Origin of the sequence: Stenotrophomonas sp. BIO128-Bstrain (genome assembly GCF_030128875.1) — a bacterium.
Classification (GTDB): Bacteria; Pseudomonadota; Gammaproteobacteria; order Xanthomonadales; family Xanthomonadaceae; genus Stenotrophomonas; species Stenotrophomonas bentonitica_A.
The window spans coordinates 891,834-913,135 of record NZ_CP124620.1 but is presented as its reverse complement, the minus strand read 5'-3'; the positions used below and the strand labels follow the sequence as shown (position 1 = coordinate 913,135).

Here is a 21,302-nt window from a genome sequence, read left to right as displayed (position 1 = left end):
CGCGACCACCGGCGCGAACGCCAGCACGGCGGCCAGCAGGCCGCGCCTCAACTTCGTCATCTGCCGCATTACGGTGCCTTGCGTTCCGCCCGGCGTACCGATGCCGGAATTTCGATCTCGACTTTGGCCGGCACCTGCATCACCCGCAGCTCGCCGCCCACCCATTGCGCTGGTTCACCGTTGATGGTGGTGGCGCCCGGCTCGCCGCTGTACGGCCATGGCAACACCACGCCACCGGCGGGCGGAATCAGGCCGGCCGACACGGTCAGGGTGAGCTGTTTGTCATTGCGGACCAGTGCGTAGTTGAGCTGACCGTTCGGCGTACGCAGGCCCTGCACGCCGACCCCCTTGCCTTCCAGCCAACGCGACGGCACCCCGGCGGCCAGCACCAGGCTGTCGTCGATGTCGCGGCTGTAGGCGAACATGTCCAGCGCGGAGCGCACGAAGTCCGAGGCCACCCAGGCGTGTGGCAGGTCGCCCAGGAAGAACGGCTTGCGCGGCGTGCGCGAGACCACTTCGGCCCACTGGTTCCAGGGCTGCGGCGCGCGGTCTTTGAAGAAAAACTCGGTCGCCTGCCAGGCGCGGTCGCGCCAGCCCAGGCGCACGAACGCAGCCACGTTGCGCCACTCGTACGGGGTGTAGTCCTTCCACTCGCGCTTGCCATCACGACGCGCTTCGAACTCGCTCCAGTAGCGCTCGAAGGTGTTGTTCAAGTACGGCTGCGGCAGGCGCCCCTGCTCACCGGCAGGGGCCAGTGCGATGGTGGTCGAGGTCGCGTCGAAATCGCCCAGCTCGGCCGAACCGGGCAGGTAGTCGATGCTGTGCTGCGCGGTCGCTGCCAGCAACGAGGCCTGCAGGTCGTCACGGAACTGATCGCGCGACTCGCTGATCTGCATTGCCTCGGCCTTGCCCAGGGTGCTGGCGATGATCGCGGCATCCTTGTAGCCACGCAGCGCCCAGAAGTTGTCCCAGTAGGAATGCATCGGCTTGGCCGAATAGCCCTCGTGGCTGATCGAGACCGGCATCATTCCGTAGAAGGCTGGGTTGCGGGCGCGGTTTTCCTCGGTGCGCTCGCTCAGGCGCAGCTGCTCCATGTACTGGTAGGCGCCCTGCACGTGCGGCCACATCACTTCCAGGAAGGTGGTGTCGCCGGTGTAGCGCCAGTATTCGGCGATGTTGAAGATCAGCTCGCCGTGGCTGTCGTTCTCCGGCACCGGATCGCTGCCGCGCGAGTCCACGCAGCACGGCACCTTGCCGTTGTCGAACTGGTACGGCGCGTACCAGTTCACGTACTGGCGCACCGCATCACTACGGCCCATGCGCAGCAGGCCCTCGGAAATCATCGCGCCGTCGCGTATCCAGCTGCGCGAGTACGAGCGCGTGCCCGGCTGGATGCTCGGCCCGATCCGCGAGATCAGCATGTGCGCCAGCGCGGTGCGCAGGGTATCGGCCAGCGGCTTGCCGGCGGCCGGCACCTGCAGCGTCACCTGGTCCAGCTTGGTCCGCCACATCGAGGCGACCTGCTGTTGCGCCTTGGCGGCATCAAAGGCCTTGGGCATCGTCCAGTTGCCGGTCTGCGGCAGCACGATGGCGACCTCCCGGCTCTGGCCGGGCTCCAGTTTCCAGCGGTACAGCAGCGCGCCGGAGGCCAGGCCGGTGCCGTCCTTCACTTCGGTGGTGCCCGGCAGCTTGCCGCTGGCCAGGTGGACCACGTCCAGCTTGCTGTCGAAGGCGGTGGCGAAGGCCGCATCCGGCGCCTGCGCCGGATACAGGCGCGGCTTGCCGTTGACGTCCACATGGGTCGGGTCGACCGACAGGTTGTCGATCCGGCTCACACCGCCAACGGTGTTGAGGAACTGGGTCGGCGGGTTGACCTGCCACGGGCGCACCGCCAGGGCCAGGGTGTACTCGTGGGCGACCTTGTCCGGGTTGCGCAGGGTGTAACGCCCGACCAGCTGCGCATTGTCCGGCGTGCCCTGCACGAAGCCGGTGACCTGCAGGCCGGCCTTGTCGTGGGTCCAGCCGACATTGGCGATCGGCAGGTAATCATCCTGCAGCGACTGGCTCGTCTTGACGTCGGCCCAGCTCAGCAGCTTGTTGTCCACCAGCACGAACGGCTCCACGCTGAAGCTGGACTTGGCCACTTCCAGCGCACCGTCTTCGCCGATCAGGGCCTGTTCGCGACCGCCATCCAGGCCCAGCAGCGTCCAGTACGGTTGTTCACCGGTGAAGCCACGCGGCACCGAACCGCGCGGCAGGTCGGCGCCCACCGAGCGGACGAAATCATTCGGGGTGTCGGCGAACTCGAGCGGCTTGAGCGTGATGTCACGGATGCCGTAGCGCCAGCTCGGGCCGCCCTTGAGGTCGAAGCGCAGATAGCGCGCCTCGGTATCCGGCAGCGCCAGCCAGTCGCGGCCACCGCCGCCGGCGGTCACCTCGCGGCGCGTGTCCCAGCTGCGCCCGTCGGCCGAGGAGCGCACTTCATATCGCGTGGCCTCCAGCCCGGGCAGCCACTCGATCACCGCCCCGCCGAACTCACGCACCTTGTGCAGGTCCAGGGTGATGGTCTGCTCGGCCACGCCGCCGCTGATCCAGACCGTGTCCGGTTTGCCATCGACGATGCGGTTCTGCAGCGCGGTGGCGGTATCGGCGATCACCGATGGGCTCAGCGAAGAGGTATCGGCCGCCGGCAGTCCCTGCAGCGTGAGCCGGTCGAAACAGACCGTGCCCTTGCCGCCGACCTTGCTGTAGATGGTGAACTCGATCGCGGCGCTGCGCTTGAGCGTCGGGTCCGTTTCCGGCCCCCAGGCCTTGTCGATCTGGCGCTTGCGGTACTGCACCGGTGCCCAGGCCTTGGGGAAGGCATAGCCGGGCCGGTTGACCCACCAGACGTTGTCGCCGCTGGCGTCGATCAGCTTGAACTGCAGATCGTTGGCCGGGGAGTCACCGCGCAGCTGGAAGCCGAACTGGTAGTTCTCCGGGTACTGGATGCCCAGCTCGCGGCGGATGCCGACGTAGCCGGACACGTTGTGGAAGTCGTAGTCCAGGCAGAGCGCGCGCCCGCCGCCGTTGCCGGCGACGCTGCGCAGCGAGCCGCTGACCTGGTCGGAGACGACCAGCTTCCAGGGCGTCATGTCGTCGAAGCTGTCCAGCACCTTGGGTGCGGGCAGCACCGGCGTCGCCGGCGGTGCGGCCGAGGCCGCCAGTGACCAGACCAGACCCAGACCCACCGCGACGACGGCATGCTTCACCCTTTGACACTCCCCAGCAACAGACCTTGGATGTAATAACGCTGCAATGCCAGGAACAGCAGCAGCACCGGAACCACCGTGACCACCGCGCCGGCCATCATCATCTCAACGTCCATGATGTGCTCGCGCGAGAGCGTGGCCAGGGCCACCGGGAGAGTGTAGTGCTCCTGGTCGGTCAACACGATCAAGGGCCACATGAAATCGTTCCACGCGGCCATGAAGGTGAAGATCGACAGCGTCACCAGCACCGGCTTGAGCATCGGCAGCACGATCTGGAAGAAGATCCGCAGCTCCCCTGCCCCGTCGATCCGGGCCGCTTCGAGCAGCTCGTCCGGGATCGAACGGGCGTACTGGCGGACCAGGAAGATGCCGAACACGGTCGCCAGCGCCGGCACGATCACGCCACCGAAGTTGTTGACCAGGCCCAGCTGCTTCATCAGCAGGAACAGCGGCAGCATCGCCACCTGCGCCGGGATCACCAGCGCGGCCAGCAGCAGCTGGAAGATGCGCTCGCGGCCGGCGAAGCGCAGCTTGGCGAAGGCATAGCCGGCCATGGTGTTGAGCAGCAGCGAGCCGAAGGTGATCGCCAGCGACACCATCAGGCTGTTGACGAAGTTGTTGGCCATGCCGGTACGGGCGAACAACTCATGGTAGTTCGCGGTCGTCAGCGACGAGGGCAGCAGCGGCGGCGGGAAATGCGCCGCCTCGCCGGTCGGCATGAACGACACCGACAGCATCCACAACAGCGGCGCCAGGCTCAGCGCGGCCAGCACCAGCAGGCCACCATTGACCCACCAGGCGTGCCAGCGCGATTGACCGATTTCACGACTCATACCAACTGCCTCTTGCGGCCGAAACGCAGCATGATGCTGGTCACGCCCAGGATGATCAGGAACAGCAGGAACGCCACCGCGGAGGCGCGGCCCAGGTTCCACCACTTGAAGCCTTCTTCAAACATGAAGTACAGCACGCTGACGGTGCTCTGCAGTGGGTCGCCACGGGTCATCACGTAGGGCTCGGCGAACAGCTGGAAATAGCCGGACACGGTGATCACGCCGACCACCAGCAGCACCGGGCCGAGCATCGGCAGGGTGATGTGCAGGAACTGCTTCCAGCGCGAGGCGCCGTCGATCCGGGCCGCCTCGTACAGGTCATGCGGGATCGCCTGCAGGCCGGCCAGGAAGATCACCATGTTGTAGCCGAAGTTCTTCCACACCGCGAACAGCATGATGGTCGGCATCGCCCAGTTCGGGTCGCCCAGCCAGTCGATCGGGCTGATGCCCAGGTGGCCCAGGCCGTAGTTCACCAGGCCGTAGCTGGTGTGGAACAGGTAGCGCCAGATCACCGCCACCGCCACCAGGGTGGTCACCACCGGGGCGAACAGTGCGGTGCGGAACAGCGCCTTGAAGCGCGCGGCCGGGGCGTTGAGCAGGATCGCCGCGCCCAGCGACACCGCGATCGACATCGGCACACCGACGATCACGAAGTAGGTGGTGTTCCACAGCGACTTCCAGAACATCGGGGTCTGCAGCAGGTCGATGTAGTTGCCCAGGCCGACGAAGCGCAGGTTCTCGCCGTCGGCCAGCGCGTACAGATCGAAATCGGTGATGCTCAGGGCCAGTGCCGAGAACACCGGCAGGCCGAAGAACACCGCGATGACCAGGATGGCCGGGCCGGCGAACATCCAGCCGGCAAGCGAACGCTGCTTCATGGCGCCGCCTCCGTGGCGACCGCGCTGGAGTGCTGCTTGTCGCTCACCCCGGAGGCGTCGCGCCGGTGCTGCTCATGCATCCAACGGCGTTTGGCGAGGACCTTGTCCACGCGTTTGTCCAGTTCTTTCACTGCCACGTCCTGATCCATGCCACCACGCACCACCTGTTCGGTGATGATCCGCATTTCCTGCACGATGCGCTCCCACTCCAGCACCTTCGGCGTGGGCTTGACCCGCTCGAGCTGGTCGCGGAAGGGCTGCGCCAACGGGTCGTTGGCCAGCGAGGGGTAATCCCAGGTGCTGCGCCGGGGCGGCAGGTCACCGATGATCGAATGGAAGCGTTCCTGGATCGCCGGGCGCGACAGGAACTCGATCAGCTTCCACGACGCTTCCTTCTGCTGCGAGGAGCGGAAGATCACCAGGCTGGTTCCACCGGCGATGCCGGCGCCGGGGCCGTCCGGGCCCGGCAGCGCAGCGGTGCCCCACTGCCCTTCCAGCGCCTTGGGCTGCAGCTTCTTGAACTCGCGGATGTTCCAGGGGCCGGACACGTAGAACACGTTGAAGCCACGGAAGAATTCATCCCAGACGTTGGAGATCTGCGTCTCGGACATGCGCGGGGCCCAGCCCTGCGCGAACATGTTCTCGTAGAAGCCCAGCGTCCTGCGGAAGCCGGGGCTGCTGAAGTTGCCGCGGGTATCATCATCGCGCAGCAGCGGGTCCGGCTGCTGCAGGGCGAAGGACAGCTGCTGCTCGAACTCGTTGATCGGCATCAACACGGCATAGCGGTTCGCGCCCTGCATCTTCTTGATCGCCGCCATCATCGCGTTCCACTCCTCCCAGGTGCGCGGCGGATGGTCATAACCGGCCTTGGCGAGCATGTCCTTGCGGTAATACAGCAGGCGGGTATCGACGTACCACGGCACGCCGACCAGTTCGTCATGGATGACGTTGGTATCCCAGATGCCCTGGAAGTAATCGGCCGGGTCCACGACCTTGGACTGCGCAACGTAGGGCTGCAGCGGGGTCAGGGTATTGAGCTCGGCGAATTCGGGAATCCAGGTATTGCCCAACTGGCACACATCCGGCAGGCCGTCGGCCGCGAACGCGGTCAACAGCTTTTCATGCGCGGCCGTCCACGGGATGTTCTGCACATCCACATGGATACCCGGGTTTTCCGCCTCGAACTCACGGATCAGGCCGGTGACGACTTCGGCCTCGCGGCCCATCGCCCAGAAACGCACGGTCACGCCTTCCGGTTCTTTCCGGCAGGCACTCAACAACAGGCTGCCGACCAGCAGCAGCAACAGACTCAACCCCAGCTTCGGGCGCGACGACGATGGCACTGCTTACTTCCCCTGCTGCTGGTTGCGGTTCGAATTGGAATTGTTCTTCTGTTCCTGGGCGGCTGCCGCACGCGATTCGGCGATGCCGACCGAGCGGGCCGAGGCAGCCTTTTCATCTTTCTGCAGTTCCATCGGCTGGTCCTCGCCTTCCGGCGTCAACCAGCCACCGCTGAAGCCGGCGCGCTCCAGACCCTTGCGGATATGCGCGTTCTTCTTCATCACGTTCCAGACGAAATCGTTCCGGTAGTTGGCGATCATGGTCAGGATCGGGCCTTGGTCGATGCCGATGTAATCGCTGGCCACCCAGCCGCGATCCGGGACCAGGCGACCGGTCTTGATCGGGATGTCGTAGTTGAAGCTCGGGTTGAACGAATCCAGGAACCCGTAGCTGGAGTAGATGTAATCGCCGTAGCGCTTGTGCATCTCCACCGCGGCCGGGATCACCTCTTCCGGAGCGAACACGATCGAGGAGATCGCGGCGGTCGGTGCGATGGTGCCGTCATCGAAATTCTCGCGCAGGCCCGCGCCGCGCGAGGAGTAATGCCGGAACTGGCGCTGCTCGCCGCGGTATTCCTGGGTGGTGTTCTGCGGGCCGTCGCTGGCGGTCAGGCCCCACACGTTCTGGCCGTAATCCTTCCAGTTCATCGGGTTGGCGATCGCGTATTCGCGCTGCGCCAGGGCGGCCGAGCGGCTGTTGAGGAAGTAGGTGCTGCCCCGCTCGCGCATGTAGGCATCCTGGATGTCGCGGAAGTCCACCCACACGTGCGTGTACTGGTGGCCGAACAGCGGGCCGAAGGACAGGTATTCCTGGCCCTGGTAGACGCCCCAGTCGTTGTCGTAGGTGCGCGTCCAGACCGTCCAGGCGTCCGGGCTGACCGGGTGGGTCGGCGAGCCGAGCGCGAGGATGTAGACCATCATCGCCTCGTTGTAGCCCATCCAGTCGTGATCGATGAAGCCGCTCTCCGGGAACCAGCCCATCGAGATCAGCGGTGCGCGCTGCTGCAGCCAGGGCCAGTCCACGCGCTTGTAGAGCGTGTCGGCGATCTCGCGGATCTCTTTCTCGCGCGCGTCGTCACCGTCGTAATAGGACTGTGCGAACAGCACGCCCATCATCAGCAGCGCGGTATCCACGCTGGAGAGCTCCACCCAGCTGTCGTAGCGGCGGCCTTCCTGCATGTCCAGGAAGTGGTAGTAGAAGCCCTTGTAACCGGCCTTGCCGGTGCGCTGCGGGCCCATCGGCAGGTCGCGGAAATACTTCAGCGTCAGCAGGGTGCGGTCGATCGCCTGGGTGCGGCTGACCCAGCCGTTCTCGATGCCGATCGGATACGCGGTCAGCGCATAGCCCACCGAGGCGATGCTCGCGAACGGGCGCGACGGGTAACGGTCCGGGCTGAGCCCGTTGACCTCATTGGTGGTATCCCAGAAGAACTGGAAGGTGCGGCGCTCGATATCGTCGAACAGCGGCGGCAGTTCCGGCTTCATCGGCCGCGGCGGCACATCCGCCTCGACCAGGATCACGGGCGGCTTGGGCTTGGCCGGCTCCTGCTGGGCCTGCGGCTGACAGGCAACGGCGGCGACGCTGATCGCCGCAGCGGTCAACAGGTGGCGTGCCTGCATGGGCCAACTCCTTCTACGGTGTTCGTGACTGGGAAGCATAACGTCCAATGACCTGAAATCGTTTACAGAACGCCGCTTAAAAAAACCACGCGTGCGTGGTCCGAACAAGCGGGTCATTGCCCAGGCCGCTGCCACCCTCCGTGGCAGCGGCCTGGACAATGGACTGGCCCGAAGGCCAGCCATTGCCATGAAACCGGCCCCGTCCGAAGACGGGGCCGTTGTTGCATCAGAAGCGGAAGCCGACTTCTGCCTTGACCTGACGCGGCGTACCGATGATGTCGCCGGTCTCGTTGTAGCTGGCCTGCAGCTTGCCGTTGGTCTTGACGTAGTTGTAGGTCGAGAAGTTGTCGAAGTTGAACACGTTGATGATGTCGATACGAGCGTACAGCTCGGTCTCGCCCGGCATCTTGAACGTCTTCGTCGCCTGCAGATCGACCGAACGGTAGCCGAAGATCTTGCCACCCAGCAGGAACTTGCCATTGGCATTGGGCACGGCTGCCTGCGGGGTCGGCAGGTTGTAGCCACTGGCCTGCGGCACCGGGTACCAGTCGTTGACGGCGGTCGGGGTAGCCAGGGTGACCTTGCCACCGAAGGTGATGCCCCAGAAGCCCGCGTACGAACCGGTGACCACCAGGCGGTGGCGCGGCGCGCCGTTGGAACGGATGGTCGGATAATCTTCGATCAGGCCGCGGTCGAACGCGTACTTCTCGTTGATGTCACGGTTGTGGCGCGCGGTGGTCCAGGTGTAGGCCACCGAGGTGCCCCAGCCGCTTTCCTGGGTGAACGGCTTCTGCGCCGACAGCAGGACCTGGGTCGCACGGGTCTTGATGCCCTGCTGGCCGATGATCAGGCTGCCGAAGCCCGGCACGTTGCAGCTCCAGGCCTGGCTCAGGCCCGGGTCGGTGCCGCCGCACAGGCGCGGGTCATCGAAGAACTGGCCGGTCGGGTAACGGTTGCCCAGGGTGAAGGCGAAGCCGTCGTAGCTCAGGGTGCGGGAAATGGTGGCATCGGTCAGCCACTCACCGACCTGGTTGCTCATGCCGAAGCTGAACTGGTCCGAGTACGGCACCTTGAGGTTGTTGTTCAGCAGATCGACTTCCAGGCCGGCGTTGCTGGTCGAACCGACCAGGGCCTGCAGGTTGCCGATGCCGTTGAGCAGGTTCGGGTTCCAGTCATAGCAGGCGGCCTGGCCGTCGATGCAGGTGCCGGTGGCCGGGTTGCGGAAGTAGATGGTCGGCTGCGGCAGGGCCAGCTTGGTGGTTTCCAGTTGCAGGTTGTCGAACAGATCGCGGTCATACGAACGACCGGCACCACCGTGGAACACGTGCTGCTCGTCGGCGTTGACGTCATACGAGAAGCCCAGGCGCGGCTGCCAGGCATCCTTGAACGCCTTGCGGTTGTGGCCGTTGCTGATGTAGTCGCCGATGTTCAGGCCGCCCAGCGCCAGCGAATCGGCGTAGGTCTGGCCCGCGGCCGCGCGCGGATCCTGCGAATAGATCGCGTCGACCACCTGCTGCGGGGTCACGAAGTCCAGGTAGGACGGGGTCTTCTCGTAGTCCCAACGCAGGCCGAGGTTCAGCTGCAGATGGTCGTTGACCTGCCAGTCGTCCTGGATGAACAGGCCGATCTGCTTGGACTTCGAGCGCACTTCGCCCGACACGCCCGACACGCCGGTCACCGGCTTGACGAACTGCGCCTTGTACGGAATGGAAGACGGGAAGTCCGGATCACCCAGGCTGTAGGTGAAGGTCGGATTGATCTGCGCGGCATCGGATGCGTACAGATCGATCTGCTTGTACTTGGCGCCCATCTTGATGGTGTGGTCACCCTGCCACTCGATGCCGTCCAGGGTGAGGTTGTCTTCGATCGACCAGCCCTTCTGGCCCTTCACCTGCGAATCCAGCGCCGATGCGCCACCGATCTTCACCACGGTGCGGTCTTCGGTGCCGTCCGGTGCGGTGTAGGTGATGCCGTTGGCCAGGGTCAGCGGGGTCGGGTTGTTGAACGAATCTTCGTGGGTGACCATCAGTTCGTTGTAGTAACGCTCGCCGCTGTGGTTCCAGCGCAGGGCGTAACGACGGTCGGTGTTGACCACTTCACGGCCGGCTTCCGGCGAGGTCTGGCCGCTGAACTGCGACTGGGTTTCATCGCGGTCCTGGAAGGTCAGCTCGATGCGATCGTTGTCGGTCGGCTCGAAGTCGATCTTGCCGAAGATCAGATCCTGCTGGAACGGCTGGCTGGCCGGGCCGAGGCCGGCGGCGCCTTCCGGCGGAAGCAGGGCGGCAGCGCGGCCAACCGCGCCGTCCGGCGCGATGGTGACCGGCAGGTCGAAGCGCTTGGCTTCGTAGGTCACGAAGAAGTGCGCCTTGTCCTGGATGATCGGGCCACCCAATGCAAAACCGTATTCCTTCTCGGCCGATGCCTCTTTGCTCTGGCCAGCCTGGCGCTCGGCCGGGGTCTTGGCGCGCATGTCTTCGTTGGTGTAACGGTAGAAGGTTTCACCCTTGAACTCGTTGGTACCGGACTTGGTGGCCGCGGTCACGGCCGCGCTCGACACCTGGCCGTATTCGGCCTTGTAGTTGCCGCTGATGACCTTGTATTCGCCGATCGCCAGCTGCGGGAACGGGTTGCCGGCGCTGCCGGACTGGCCGGCCACGCCGCCGCCCTTGACGTAGCTCTTCTGGCCCACGCCGTCGATGTAGACGTTGGTGCCGTCGGAGTTGGTGGCACCGCCGCGCAGCGAGGTGTTGCCCTTGGCATCACGGGTGAAGATCAGGCCCGGGACCGCGTCGGCGAATTCCAGGAAGTTGCGCGACACCTGCGGGGTGGTCTGGATCTGCTGCAGGCTGACGGTCTTGCCCACTTCGGAGGTACGCACTTCCTGCAGCAGGGTCGGTGCAATGACGTTGACCGTGTCCAGGTTGGTGGCGTTGGCGGTGCCGCCGTTGGCCGGCGCGCCGCTGAAGTTCAGGGTCGCGGTGGAGGCCACGGTGACCGTCACCTTCTGCGTCTGGCCATTGGCCACGACGTTGTAGGTGCCCGGGTCCAGGCCCATCAGCGAGTAGCTGCCATCGGCACGGGTGGTGGCGCGGCGCACGGTGCCGCTGGCCACGTTGGTGGCGGTGACTTCGGTGCCGGCGGCAGCCTCGGCGACCTGGCCGCGCAGCGACGAGGTGGCCGACTGCGCCATCACGCTCGGGGCGGCGCCCAGCATCAGGCAGGTGACCAGCGCGCTGGACAACAGACTGCGTGCGGGCGCGCGGTTGCGGTGATTGGAATACGTCATGTAACTCTCCGGGTGGTGGTGGCCGTCTTTGCGGCCCCTGTCGTTTTATGTGGTGCGTTTTTTTAGGGCGTCACGACCAACGGTCGTGACCTACTGCTCGGTTCTGGCTCTGCTCGAATCACGCACGATCAGGGTCGGTACAAGCGTCTGCTTGTCGCCGGCCCCTTCTGTGTTGTTGCCATCCATCAACTGCAGCAGGCGCGTCGCGGCCTTATCGCCGAGGTCGGCGATACTCACCTGCATCGTTGTCAACGATGGGTGAACGAAACGTGCCAGCGGAATGTCATCGAACCCCGCCAACGCGACATCGAACGGGACACGGACGCCTGCCTGCGCGAACGCATACAGACACCCCAGCGCCATCATGTCGTTGGCGGCGAACACCGCGTCGGGCAGCGTGCCGGCTGCCAGCAACTCCTGTCCGGCGCGATGGCCGGAAGCTTCGTCAAAGTCACCGGGCAACTCGATCCCTTCGGCAGCATCGCCGAAGGCCGCCAGCGCATCGCGGAAACCGCGCAGGCGCTCACGGGCGTCGTAGTTGAGGTCCGGACCGGAAATGAAGGCGATGCGCCGATGCCCGACGTCCAACAGGTGGCGGGTCATGGCCATCGCGCCGGCATGGTCATCGATGCTCAGCACCGGATGATCCTGCTCGGGCAGATACGTGTTGATCAGCACCGTGGGCAACGACTGCGGCAGGTTGTCGGTCAGGAAGCCCGGGCTCTCGGCATACGGCGAGAGCACCAGCAACCCGTCGACACGGCCGCGCATGGCCCGCAGGGCCGCGCCCTGCTGCTCCTGGTCACCGTGGTAACTGGACACGAGCAGATGCTGGCGACGCTCGCGGGCCACCCCATCGATGCCGCGCATCAGTTCGGAGAAGAATTCGCCATAGAGATCGGGCAACACCACGCCAATGGTGTTGGTCCGTCGGCTGCTCAGGCTCCGGGCCGCTGCGTGCGGGGTGTAGCGCAGTCGCGCCGCCACCTCCAGCACCAGCTTGCGCACGGGCTCGGCAACATTTTCATGGCCATTGAGTGCGCGCGAGACCGTGGCAACAGAGACACGGGCTTCACGGGCGACATCTTTGATAGTGATCGCTGCCTTGTTCACTTCGCCGCCCTCCACGGCTTAGAGATCTGGGCTTGGCGCGGAATGTAAGCGTTTTCAAACCCGGATGTAAACACTACGTTAGCCTCATGTCGTACGGCGGTAACCAAAAGCTGTCCATGGCGGCCCTCTCCGGGACCTACCAGGACAAGGCGGGACAAGGGTTTCAGCGGTTTTTGACCGGTGTCTCGGCGCGAATGGACAACGCGTGGATATCGGTCTCCATCATCGTCCCCAGGGCCGCATAGACGGCCCGATGGCGCGCCAGCGGGAGCTTTCCTTCGAAGGCTGCGCTGACCACGTGCACCTTGAAGTGCCCCCGACCATCACGCGCGCCCTCGTGGCCGGCATGGCGATGACTGTCGTCCTTGACCTCCAGCAGCTCCGGATCCAGCGCCTGCTGCAGCGCCTCGCGGATACGCTCGACCCGGTTCATGGCAGGACCTTGCGGAACGGACGCACCTGGACGCGCACGTAGACGCCCGCCTCCACATAGGGATCGGCGGCGGCCCAGTCCTGGGCGTGGGTCAGCGAATCGAACGCGGCGATCACCACGCTGCCGCTGAAGCCGGCCGGGCCGGGATCTTCGCTGTCGATGGCCGGGCACGGGCCGGCCAGCAGCAGCCGGCCTTCATCCTGCAGGGCCTGCAGCCGGGCCAGATGGGCCGGGCGCGACGCCAGACGGGCGGCCAGCACATCGGTGCCGTCATAGCCTTCAATCACATACCACACGGGCAACTCCGAGGTCTTGTTGAATCGATCCCGCGCATTCTAGCGGGGCTGGCTGGACACTGGCGCCCCAACCCCGTAGTCTTAGCTCCATTGCACGTGGCTGGACGCAGCGCCCCGTCGGCCCCCGGCTCCACCGCCAGCCGACGACCGATCCACTGCCCCACACCGGCACACGTAGACGACCTCCCCGTAGTTCTGTCGCTGCCCATCGCGGCGCGCCTTGCTGTTTGAAGTGTGGAACCGCGCCGACCCAGGCGTGTCATGGCTTGCCATCCTGCCGCCCGGGACCGTTCCGGACGCTGGCATGGTGCGGCGACCGGTCCGTTGCAATACTGACGTCTATTTGATGACTGCCGAACTCGCGCCCGACGCGAACCCGCCAACCCGAGTGCCCGCCCCACAGCAGCAGGAAATGCCGCTGGCCGTGGTGCATGGACAGCCGGTCCTGCAGATCCCGCAGGACCTGTACATCCCACCGGACGCGCTGGAAGTCATCCTGGATGCCTTCGAAGGTCCACTGGACCTGCTGCTGTACCTGATCCGCCGGCAGAACCTGGACATCCTGGACATCCCGGTGGCCGAGATCACCCGCCAGTACGTCGAGTACATCAACGTCATGCAGGAGCTGCGCTTCGAACTGGCGGCCGAATACCTGGTGATGGCGGCGATCCTGGCCGAAGTGAAGTCGCGGATGCTGCTGCCGCGGCCGCCCAGCATCGAGGGCGAGGAAGCCGATCCACGCGCCGAGCTGGTGCGCCGGCTGCAGGAGTACGAACGTTTCAAGCAGGCCGCCGAAGGCATCGACAGCCTGCCCCGCCAGGACCGCGACACCACCGTGGCCCACGCCTTCGTCCCCGACCGCGCGGCCGTCAAGCTGCCGCCGCCGGTGGATCTGAAGGAAATGCTGATGGCGCTGCACGACGTGCTCAAGCGCGCCGAGCTGTTCACCGGCCACGCGATCAAACGCGAGGCACTGAGCGTGCGCCAGCGGATGGGCGACGTGCTGGGTCGTCTGGAAGACGGCAGGTTCTACCGGTTTGAAACGCTGTTCACCGCCGAAGAAGGCAAGCTGGGGGTGCTGGTCACCTTCCTGGCCCTGCTCGAACTGGCCAAGGAACAGCTGCTGGACATCGTCCAGGAAGCTCCGCTGGCGCCGATCTACGTCAAGTCCCTGGCCGCCGGCAACACCAACGAACCGCTGCAGTTCAACAGTGAGTTCGACGACAACGACGCCGCCAACGAATCCGACTGAGCACCCGACCCACGTATGGATCAACCGCTGATCAACCGTATTGTCGAAGGCGCCCTGCTGGCCGCCAGCGAGCCGTTGACGCTGGCGCAGCTGCAGGGTCTGTTCCCGGAAGAGGAACCGGCACCGCCGGGCAGCATCGAACGCGCGCTGGAACTGCTGCGCGAGGGCTGCCAGGATCGCGGCGTGGAACTGGTCGAGGTGGCCTCCGGCTTCCGCTTCCAGGTCACCAGCGAGGTGCACGGTTACATCACCCGGCTGTGGACCGAACGCAAGACCCGCTACACCCGCGCCACCCTGGAAACGCTGGCCCTGATCGCCTACCGCCAGCCGATCACCCGCGGCGAGATCGAACAGGTCCGCGGCGTGGCGGTCAGCAGCAACATCATCCAGGCCCTGGAAGAGCGTGAATGGATCCGCGTGATCGGCCACCGCGACGTGCCCGGCAAGCCGGCGCTGTTCGGCACCACCAAGGGCTTCCTGGATTATTTCGGCCTCAAGCGCCTGGACGAACTGCCGCCGCTGTCCGAGCTGCGCGACCTGGGTGAGCTGGAACCGCAGCTGCCGCTGGACAGCGAAGGCCAGCCGGCCGGCCGCCTGCCCGCAGGCGCGGCGACACCGGATGCGGCGCTGGACAGCGACGCGGCCAACGACGACGACGCCCCGGCGCCGACGGACCCTGCGGAGCCGCTGGATCCTGCAGCGCCGGTGGATCCTGCAGACCCGGTGGACCCGGCCGCCGCCCGCCTGGCCGCCCGCGTGGCGCTGGCCTCGGCGCGGCTGGCGGAGCAGCCGGCAGATCCGGACAATAGCGAAGCTTCCGCCGATGCGGACGCTTCGGACACCCCATCCCATGCGCCGTTGTCGCCTGCCGACGACGACGCGGATACGACCGCCAGCGATGGCGAACCCGATACCGCGCCGGGAGAGCGCGCGGCGCCCCAGAACGAAACCGAAAACAACGCCGTCGCGAAGACGACCGTGGCTGTTGACGAAGCCGATCCCGAACCAGAGGCCGACGCATCCGTTGCCGGCCGGAGCCAAGTAAATGAGTGACACCCCCCGCAAGCCGTCGTTGAACAAGCTTTCGCTCAAGCGCGAAACCGCCTCCGAACAGCCCAAGCTCGAAGAGCGCCTGCACAAAGTGCTGGCGCAGGCAGGCCTGGGTTCGCGCCGCGCGCTGGAACAGCGCATCGCCGATGGCCTGGTCAAGGTCAACGGCGAGGTCGCGCAGACCGGCCAGTCGATCAAGAGCGGCGACAAAGTCGAACTGGACGGCCGTGGCTTCGTGGCCACCGCGCTGACCGAAACGTCGCGCGTGCTGGCCTACAACAAGCCGGAAGGCGAAGTGACCACGCGCGAAGATCCCGAAGGTCGCCCGACCGTGTTCGAAGCGCTGCCTGCCCTGAAGGGCGCGCGCTGGATCGCGATCGGCCGCCTGGACATCAACACCACCGGCCTGCTGCTGGCGACCACCGATGGTGAGCTGGCCAACGCGATGATGCATCCCTCCTACGAGGTCGAGCGCGAATACGTGGTGCGCGTGCGTGCCCCGGAAGGCGAAGAGAAGGTGCCGGACAGCATCGTCGACCGCCTCGCCCGTGGCGTCGCGCTGGAAGACGGCCCGGCCAAGTTCGACGAGATCGAACGCATCGGCGGCACCGACTCGCACGACTGGTTCCGCGTGGTCGTCAAGGAAGGCCGCAACCGCGAAGTGCGCCGCCTGTGGGAATCGCAGGGCTGCCAGGTCAGCCGCCTGAAGCGCACCCGCTACGGCAAGGTGAGCCTGCCGCGCGAACTGCTGCGTGGCCAGTCGGTCGAACTGCCGGCCAAGCAGGTCGAAGCGCTGCGCGCCGAACTGAAGCTGGAAGAAGGCGCGCCGTCGGCGCTGACCCTGCAGCCGGTGATCGGCCAGCGCCGCGCCGCCAAGACCACTGTGCGCGTCTCGCGCGAGGGTGGCCGTGGCAACGCCTACGTCAACGGCCACAACTCGGCCGATGAAGGCCGCGAACTGCGTCGTTTCGACAACGTGCGCGAAGAGCGCGGCCGTGGCCGCGGCGGCAAGGGCGGCGGCTTCAAGGGTGGCCTGACGGTCAGCGGCGAAGCAGCAGCCAAGCAGTCGCAGCGCCCGTTCAAGGCGCGCCCGGACAAGGGCAACCGTGCGCTGCCGGAAGGCAACCCGGCCGCGTTCCGCAGCTGGTATGTGCCCGACGGTGTCAGCACCGGCCCGAGCGGCCACCGCAATGCCGGCCCGGGCGCTGCCCGTGGCCCGGGTGCGCGCGGTCCGGGTGCCGGCGCAGGCGCCGGCGGCCAGGGCCGTCCGTACGGCAAGCCGAAGGGTCCGGGTGGCGCAGGCGGCCCGGGTCGCGGCAGCTACGGTGGCGGCGCTGAAGGCCGCGGCGGTTATGCCGGCGGTGGCGAAAGCCGTGGCGGTTATGGCGGCCAGGGCCGTCCGGCCGGTCCGGGCGGCGGTGGCAACCGCGGCGCCCAGGGTGGCCAGGGTCCGTCCCGCCATCCGTATGGCCATCCGGGCAATGCGCCGAGCTTCCCGTCCGACCACGCCAATCCGGGCGCCAGCCCGTACGGCAGCGCGCGCCCGGCGGGCAACCGCGGTCCGGGTGGTCCGGGTGGCAACCGTGGCCCGGGCGGCGCCAATGCGCGCGGTCCTGGCGGCAATCGCGGCCCCGGTGGTCCGGGCGGCAACCGGGGCCCGGGTGGTCGCGGTCCGGGCGGCCCGGGCGGTCGTCCCGGCGGCAACCGTGGCCCGGGCGGCGGCGGTCACCGTGGTGGCGGCCCGCGCGGCGGCTGATCAGTGACACAAAAAAACCCCGGCTTCGGCCGGGGTTTTTTGTTGGGTCCGCGCGGGCGGCGATCAACCCGGTCGTGTAGAGCCACCCATGGGTGGCTGCGCGTCATGCCCGAGACGGTGGTGCAGCCACGCGTGGCGTGGCTCTACCCCTCAACGTCGCTCGATGGTGAAGCGGCCTACCCCCACGCCCAAGTCCCAGCCCTTGCCGGTGCCCGCCAGGGCCAGTGAGATATCGCCCTTGGTCATGACCTGGGCATTGCTGGATTTGTCAGCACCTGCGTGCGCTTCAACGGCGGCATAGGAGCCGATCAGGTCGTTGACCGAGTAGGCGCCGGAGAACTTGCCCTTGCCATCGACGATCTTGGACTTGCCCACGGTGAGGCCGCCGCCCTTGGCGGTGATCTTGACCGGAATGCGCGCGCCGTTGTCGCACTGGATGGTGCCCGTGCCGGAAGCGGTCTTGTACAGCACCGACCACCCGGCCAGGTTGTAGTGCAGTTCGCAATCGATGTTGCCGGCGGCCTGCGCAGCCGGGACGGCCGAGATACCGGCCAATGCGATCAATGCCAGGGAGAACTTCTTCATGCGGGTCCGCTCGTACTGAAGGGGTAACGCGCCGAATCTAGCAGCGTGCGCGTGTGGCGCGGATGATGCACACCGCGCGCATCGGGCATCTGTTCAGCCGTGCGGCCCGGGTAATGCCGGCCGCTGGCCGGCTCCAGGCAATCCTGCAACGTGCAGAGCCGGCCAGCGGCCGGCACTACCGTTTCAGCTGCGTTCCTGCAGGCTGAAGCTGTCCGCATCAAGCATCGCCGGGAAGCGCGCGCGGTGCGCGGCCAGGGCCGCTGCCGAGATGGCGGTGGTGACCACCTGCTCGCGTTCGCGCACTTCCACCTGTGGCTGGCCCAGGAAATCGATCACGGCACTGTCGCCGGCGTAATGCAGCTCGTTGCCGTCCACGCCGATCCGGTTGACCGCCGCCACGTAGCAGAGGTTCTCGATCGCGCGCGCGCGCAGCAGCGTCTTCCAGGCGTAGGCGCGTGCCGAGGGCCAGTTGGCCACGAAAATCTGCAGATCGAAATCCAGCTGGTCGGCGCGCTCTACGTTGTAACGGTTGCGGCAGAACACCGGGAAACGCAGGTCGTAGCAGACCTGAGGATTGATCCGCCAGCCCTTCCACTCCACGCTCAGGCGCTCCCTGCCGGCGGCATAGCGCTCATGCTCGCCGCCGTAACGGAACAGATGGCGCTTGTCGTAGTACTGCAGCTCGCCATCCGGCGTGGCCCACAGCAGACGGTTGTAGACGCCCTCGCCTACCCGCAGCTGCACGCTGCCGGTCACCGCCGCGCCCAGCCGCACGGCCTGCTCGCGGATCCACGCCACCGTGGGGCCGTCCATGCCTTCGGCCTTGTCGATGGCGTCGTTGGAGAAGCCACTGGTGAAGGTTTCCGGCAGGATCACCAGATCGGTCTGCCCGGCCAGCGGCGCCAACAGCGCGCCGTAATGGGCGCGGTTGCCGGCCGGGTCGTGCCAGCGAGTGTCGCCCTGGACCAGGGAAATGCGCAGGTCCTGCAGCTCGGTCACTGTGCTCATCACAGGGCCCGCAGGCGTTCGATCGCCGCGTCCATCGTGGCGTCGTTCTTGGCAAAGCACAGGCGAACCAGGCGCTGGCCGGCGGGCGCGGTCTCATAGAACGGCGACAGCGGGATCGCCGCCACGCCCTTCTCGATCGTCAGCCACTTCACGAATTCGTGGTCGGGCAGATCGCTGATCGCCGAGTAATCCACCAGCTGGAAATAACCGCCCGGCACCGGCAGCGCCTTGAGCCGGGTACCGGCCAGCTGCTCGCGGAAGCGGTCGCGCTTGGCCTGGTAGAACGCGCCCAGTTCCAGATGATGCTGCGGCTCGTCGCGGATCATCGCGGCGAAGCCGTACTGGGCCGGCCCGAAACTGGTGAAGGTGTTGTACTGGTGCACCTTGCGGAATTCGGCGGTCATCGCCGGCGGCGCGATCGCATACCCGATCTTCCAGCCGGTGCAGTGGTAGGTCTTGCCGAAGCTGGAAATCACGAACGCGCGCTCGCGCAGTTCCGGATGACGCAGCGAGGATTCGTGGCGGCGACCGTCGTATATGATGTGCTCGTACACCTCATCGGAGATCAGGTAGATGTCGGTGCCGCGCAGCACATCGGCCAGGGTCTGCATGTCATCGGCCGTGAGCATCGCGCCGGACGGGTTGTGCGGGGTGTTGACCATCAGCAGGCGGGTGCGCGGGCTGATCGCCGAACGCACGCGGTCCCAGTCCACCGCGAAGGTCTGCGGGTCCAGCGGTACGTGCACGGCGCGCGCACCGGCCAGGTCGATCGCCGGTTCGTAGCAGTCGTAGGCCGGGTCGAGCACGATCACTTCCTCGCCCGGGCGGACCACGGCGTGGATGGCATTGAAGATCGCCTCGGTGGCGCCGCTGGTGACGGTGATCTCGGTGTCCGGATCAACCTGCGCGCCGTACAGGTCCAGCGACTTCTGCGCGATGGCCTGGCGCAGCGGCGCCACGCCGGTCATCGGCGGGTACTGGTTGAGCCCGCCCTGCATCGCGGCGATGGTTTCATCGATCAGCCGCTGCGGTGCGGAGAAATCCGGAAAGCCCTGACCAAGGTTGACCGCGCCGTGTTCGGCAGCGAGCTGGGACATCACGGTGAAGATGGTGGTGCCCACCTTGGGCAGCTTGGTTTGCGGTTGCATCGGCAGCACGGAAAGAACCGGGGGAACTCCCAGTGTACGCAAATCATCCGGCCCGTTCCCCCGATACAATGGCGGCCCATTCCGGTGCAAAGATCCCGCCCCTTGAACGCCCCTCCGTTGCTGGCCGCGCATGGCCTTGGCTTCAGTCGCAACGACGAACCCGTCTTCGGCCCGCTGGACCTGCACGTGGATGCCGGTGAAGCCCTGCTGGTGCAGGGCGACAACGGTGCCGGCAAGACCACCCTGCTGCGGGTGCTGGCCGGGCTGCTGCGCGCCGGCAGCGGCCAGGTGGAGATCGATGGCAAGCGCGCCGGGCACAAGGAGCGCGCCCACTATGTGGCCTATCTCAGCCACCTGCCCGCACTCAAGCCGGACCTGGACACGCTGGAGAACCTGCATTTCCTGTGCGGACTGCACGGCCGCCGCGCCCGCCAGATGCCCGGCAACGCGCTGGCGATCGTCGGCCTGGCCGGCCATGAAGACACCCTGGTGCGACAGCTCTCGGCCGGCCAGAAGCGCCGCCTGGCGCTGGCCCGCATCTGGCTCTCGCCCGCGCCGCTGTGGCTGCTCGATGAGCCCTACGCCAATCTCGACCTGGACGGCATCAACCTGGTGAACCGCATGATTTCCGCGCACCTGCGCAGCGGCGGCGCCGCCCTGGTCACCACCCACGGCGCCTACGCGGCCCCCCCGGTGCGCACGCGCCTGCTGACCCTGGGAGCGGCGGCATGATCGCGCCAGGAACCGAACCGGGTCTGTGGCAGACCGCGCGGGCCCTGATTGCCCGCGACATGCGCCTGCTCTGGCGGCGCCGCGGCGATGCGCTGCAGCCCTTGCTGTTCGCACTGCTGGTGGTGGTGCTGTTCGCACTGGCGCTGGGCCGCGACCCGGAGGCGATGGCGCGCGTGGCCGCGGCGGTGATGTGGCTGGCGGTGCTGCTGGCCGGCCAGCTGGCGCTGGACTCGCTGTTCCGCAGCGATGCCGAAGATGGCTCGCTGGAGCAATGGCTGCTGGCCCCGGTTCCGCTGGCCTGGCTGGTCCTGGTGCGGGTGCTGGTGCACTGGGTCACCACCGCCCTGCCGTTGATCGTGATGTCGCCGCTGCTGGCGGAAATGCTGCATCTGCCGCATGACCAGCTGCCGATGTTGCTGGCATCGTTGCTGCTGGGAACGCCGTTGTTGAGCCTCATCGGCGGGGTGGTCGCCGCGCTGACGGTCGGCATCCGGCGCTCTGGTATTCTCGTGGCGCTGCTGGCCCTGCCGCTGTATGTGCCGGTGCTGGTGTTCGGCGCGGGCAGCGTGGCCGCGGTCGCCCGCGGCCAGGACCCGATCGGCGCCCTGCTGATGCTGGGCGCCGGGCTGGTGGTGGCGCTGGTGCTGGCCCCGCTGGCGACAGCCGCGGCGATCCGCATCTCGCTGAGTTGAGCGGTATGGCGTACTGTCGGTGGCGTGTG

The 21,302-nt window shown here is 66.7% G+C and carries 17 protein-coding genes; 5 read left to right on the top strand and 12 right to left on the bottom strand.

The annotated features are described in order from the left end of the window. Positions 1-68: 68 nt before the first annotated feature. The 9 genes from POS15_RS04105 to POS15_RS04065 all read right to left on the bottom strand — a co-directional run bounded on the left by POS15_RS04105 (position 69) and on the right by POS15_RS04065 (position 13,050). Positions 69-3,251, bottom strand: a complete 3,183-nt coding sequence (locus POS15_RS04105) for a discoidin domain-containing protein (protein ID WP_261996995.1) — start codon at positions 3,249-3,251, stop codon at positions 69-71. Continuing rightward, positions 3,248-4,084 (bottom strand): carbohydrate ABC transporter permease, encoded by an 837-nt coding sequence (locus POS15_RS04100; RefSeq protein WP_019182882.1) that lies wholly within the window; start codon positions 4,082-4,084, stop codon positions 3,248-3,250. The genes POS15_RS04105 and POS15_RS04100 overlap by 4 nt, the downstream gene beginning before the upstream one ends. Next, positions 4,081-4,962, bottom strand: a complete 882-nt coding sequence (locus POS15_RS04095; RefSeq protein ID WP_019182881.1) for a sugar ABC transporter permease — start codon at positions 4,960-4,962, stop codon at positions 4,081-4,083. Before POS15_RS04095 ends, POS15_RS04100 begins: the two co-directional genes overlap by 4 nt. Next, positions 4,959-6,275, bottom strand: coding sequence for a sugar ABC transporter substrate-binding protein (locus POS15_RS04090; protein WP_046274201.1), 1,317 nt, complete (start codon positions 6,273-6,275; stop codon positions 4,959-4,961). The genes POS15_RS04095 and POS15_RS04090 overlap by 4 nt, the downstream gene beginning before the upstream one ends. Positions 6,276-6,308: 33 nt before the next feature. Further along, complete coding sequence (locus POS15_RS04085; RefSeq protein WP_019182879.1) at positions 6,309-7,922, bottom strand: glucoamylase family protein; 1,614 nt, start codon at positions 7,920-7,922, stop codon at positions 6,309-6,311. Positions 7,923-8,148: 226 nt separating this feature from the next. Further along, positions 8,149-11,208, bottom strand: coding sequence for a TonB-dependent receptor (locus tag POS15_RS04080; protein WP_019182878.1), 3,060 nt, complete (start codon positions 11,206-11,208; stop codon positions 8,149-8,151). A 90-nt stretch (positions 11,209-11,298) separates the two neighbouring features. Then, entirely contained in the window at positions 11,299-12,336 is a 1,038-nt protein-coding gene (locus POS15_RS04075) for a LacI family DNA-binding transcriptional regulator (protein WP_019182877.1), read from the bottom strand. A 148-nt stretch (positions 12,337-12,484) separates the two neighbouring features. Further along, positions 12,485-12,754 carry a BolA family protein gene (locus POS15_RS04070; RefSeq protein WP_070470362.1) on the bottom strand — a complete coding sequence of 90 codons (270 nt, stop codon included), beginning with the start codon at positions 12,752-12,754 and terminating at the stop codon, positions 12,485-12,487. Next, positions 12,751-13,050 (bottom strand): YciI family protein, encoded by a 300-nt coding sequence (locus POS15_RS04065; RefSeq protein ID WP_019182875.1) that lies wholly within the window; start codon positions 13,048-13,050, stop codon positions 12,751-12,753. Before POS15_RS04065 ends, POS15_RS04070 begins: the two co-directional genes overlap by 4 nt. 220 nt (positions 13,051-13,270) lie before the next feature. On the opposite strand from POS15_RS04065, the gene POS15_RS04060 reads away from it, so the two are divergent. Genes POS15_RS04060 through POS15_RS04050 form a run of 3 tightly spaced genes read left to right on the top strand, consistent with a single transcriptional unit; the run spans position 13,271 to position 17,108 of the window. Next, positions 13,271-14,302 (top strand): ScpA family protein, encoded by a 1,032-nt coding sequence (locus POS15_RS04060; RefSeq protein WP_284129038.1) that lies wholly within the window; start codon positions 13,271-13,273, stop codon positions 14,300-14,302. 15 nt (positions 14,303-14,317) lie between these two features. After that, positions 14,318-15,355 carry an SMC-Scp complex subunit ScpB gene (gene scpB, locus POS15_RS04055; RefSeq protein WP_019182873.1) on the top strand — a complete coding sequence of 346 codons (1,038 nt, stop codon included), beginning with the start codon at positions 14,318-14,320 and terminating at the stop codon, positions 15,353-15,355. Continuing rightward, positions 15,348-17,108 (top strand): pseudouridine synthase, encoded by a 1,761-nt coding sequence (locus POS15_RS04050; RefSeq protein WP_261996998.1) that lies wholly within the window; start codon positions 15,348-15,350, stop codon positions 17,106-17,108. Before scpB ends, POS15_RS04050 begins: the two co-directional genes overlap by 8 nt. Before the next feature lie 150 nt (positions 17,109-17,258). Here the strand turns inward: POS15_RS04050 and POS15_RS04045 are convergent, their stop codons facing one another. The 3 genes from POS15_RS04045 to POS15_RS04035 form a co-directional block, all read right to left on the bottom strand. Next, a complete protein-coding gene (locus tag POS15_RS04045) occupies positions 17,259-17,693 on the bottom strand; it encodes a hypothetical protein (RefSeq protein ID WP_019182871.1) in 435 nt (144 codons plus the stop codon). Positions 17,694-17,876: 183 nt separating this feature from the next. Then, positions 17,877-18,683: an amidohydrolase gene (locus POS15_RS04040; RefSeq protein ID WP_026069731.1), complete on the bottom strand. Its 807-nt coding sequence runs from the start codon at positions 18,681-18,683 to the stop codon at positions 17,877-17,879. A 17-nt stretch (positions 18,684-18,700) separates the two neighbouring features. Then, the gene (locus POS15_RS04035) at positions 18,701-19,849 is read right to left on the bottom strand and encodes a pyridoxal phosphate-dependent aminotransferase (RefSeq protein ID WP_026069730.1); all 1,149 of its coding nucleotides are present in this window, start codon (positions 19,847-19,849) and stop codon (positions 18,701-18,703) included. Positions 19,850-19,951: 102 nt separating this feature from the next. On the opposite strand from POS15_RS04035, the gene ccmA reads away from it, so the two are divergent. Continuing rightward, positions 19,952-20,581 carry a heme ABC exporter ATP-binding protein CcmA gene (ccmA, locus tag POS15_RS04030; protein ID WP_019182868.1) on the top strand — a complete coding sequence of 210 codons (630 nt, stop codon included), beginning with the start codon at positions 19,952-19,954 and terminating at the stop codon, positions 20,579-20,581. Beyond that, on the top strand, positions 20,578-21,273 hold the full coding sequence (ccmB, locus tag POS15_RS04025; protein ID WP_019182867.1) for a heme exporter protein CcmB: 696 nt from the start codon (positions 20,578-20,580) through the stop codon (positions 21,271-21,273). Before ccmA ends, ccmB begins: the two co-directional genes overlap by 4 nt. Positions 21,274-21,302: the final 29 nt, after the last annotated feature.

Bases quoted from the DNA above. Each gene is read 5' to 3' on its own strand.
- POS15_RS04100 (WP_019182882.1), bottom strand. From the start codon at position 4,084: ATGAGTCGTGAAATCGGTCAATCGCGCTGGCACGCCTGGTGGGTCAAT.
- POS15_RS04095 (WP_019182881.1), bottom strand. From the start codon at position 4,962: ATGAAGCAGCGTTCGCTTGCCGGCTGGATGTTCGCCGGCCCGGCCATC.
- POS15_RS04085 (WP_019182879.1), bottom strand. From the start codon at position 7,922: ATGCAGGCACGCCACCTGTTGACCGCTGCGGCGATCAGCGTCGCCGCC.
- POS15_RS04080 (WP_019182878.1), bottom strand. From the start codon at position 11,208: ATGACGTATTCCAATCACCGCAACCGCGCGCCCGCACGCAGTCTGTTG.
- POS15_RS04070 (WP_070470362.1), bottom strand. From the start codon at position 12,754: ATGAACCGGGTCGAGCGTATCCGCGAGGCGCTGCAGCAGGCGCTGGAT.
- scpB (WP_019182873.1), top strand. From the start codon at position 14,318: ATGGATCAACCGCTGATCAACCGTATTGTCGAAGGCGCCCTGCTGGCC.
- POS15_RS04050 (WP_261996998.1), top strand. From the start codon at position 15,348: ATGAGTGACACCCCCCGCAAGCCGTCGTTGAACAAGCTTTCGCTCAAG.
- POS15_RS04045 (WP_019182871.1), bottom strand. From the start codon at position 17,693: ATGAAGAAGTTCTCCCTGGCATTGATCGCATTGGCCGGTATCTCGGCC.
- POS15_RS04035 (WP_026069730.1), bottom strand. From the start codon at position 19,849: ATGCAACCGCAAACCAAGCTGCCCAAGGTGGGCACCACCATCTTCACC.
- ccmB (WP_019182867.1), top strand. From the start codon at position 20,578: ATGATCGCGCCAGGAACCGAACCGGGTCTGTGGCAGACCGCGCGGGCC.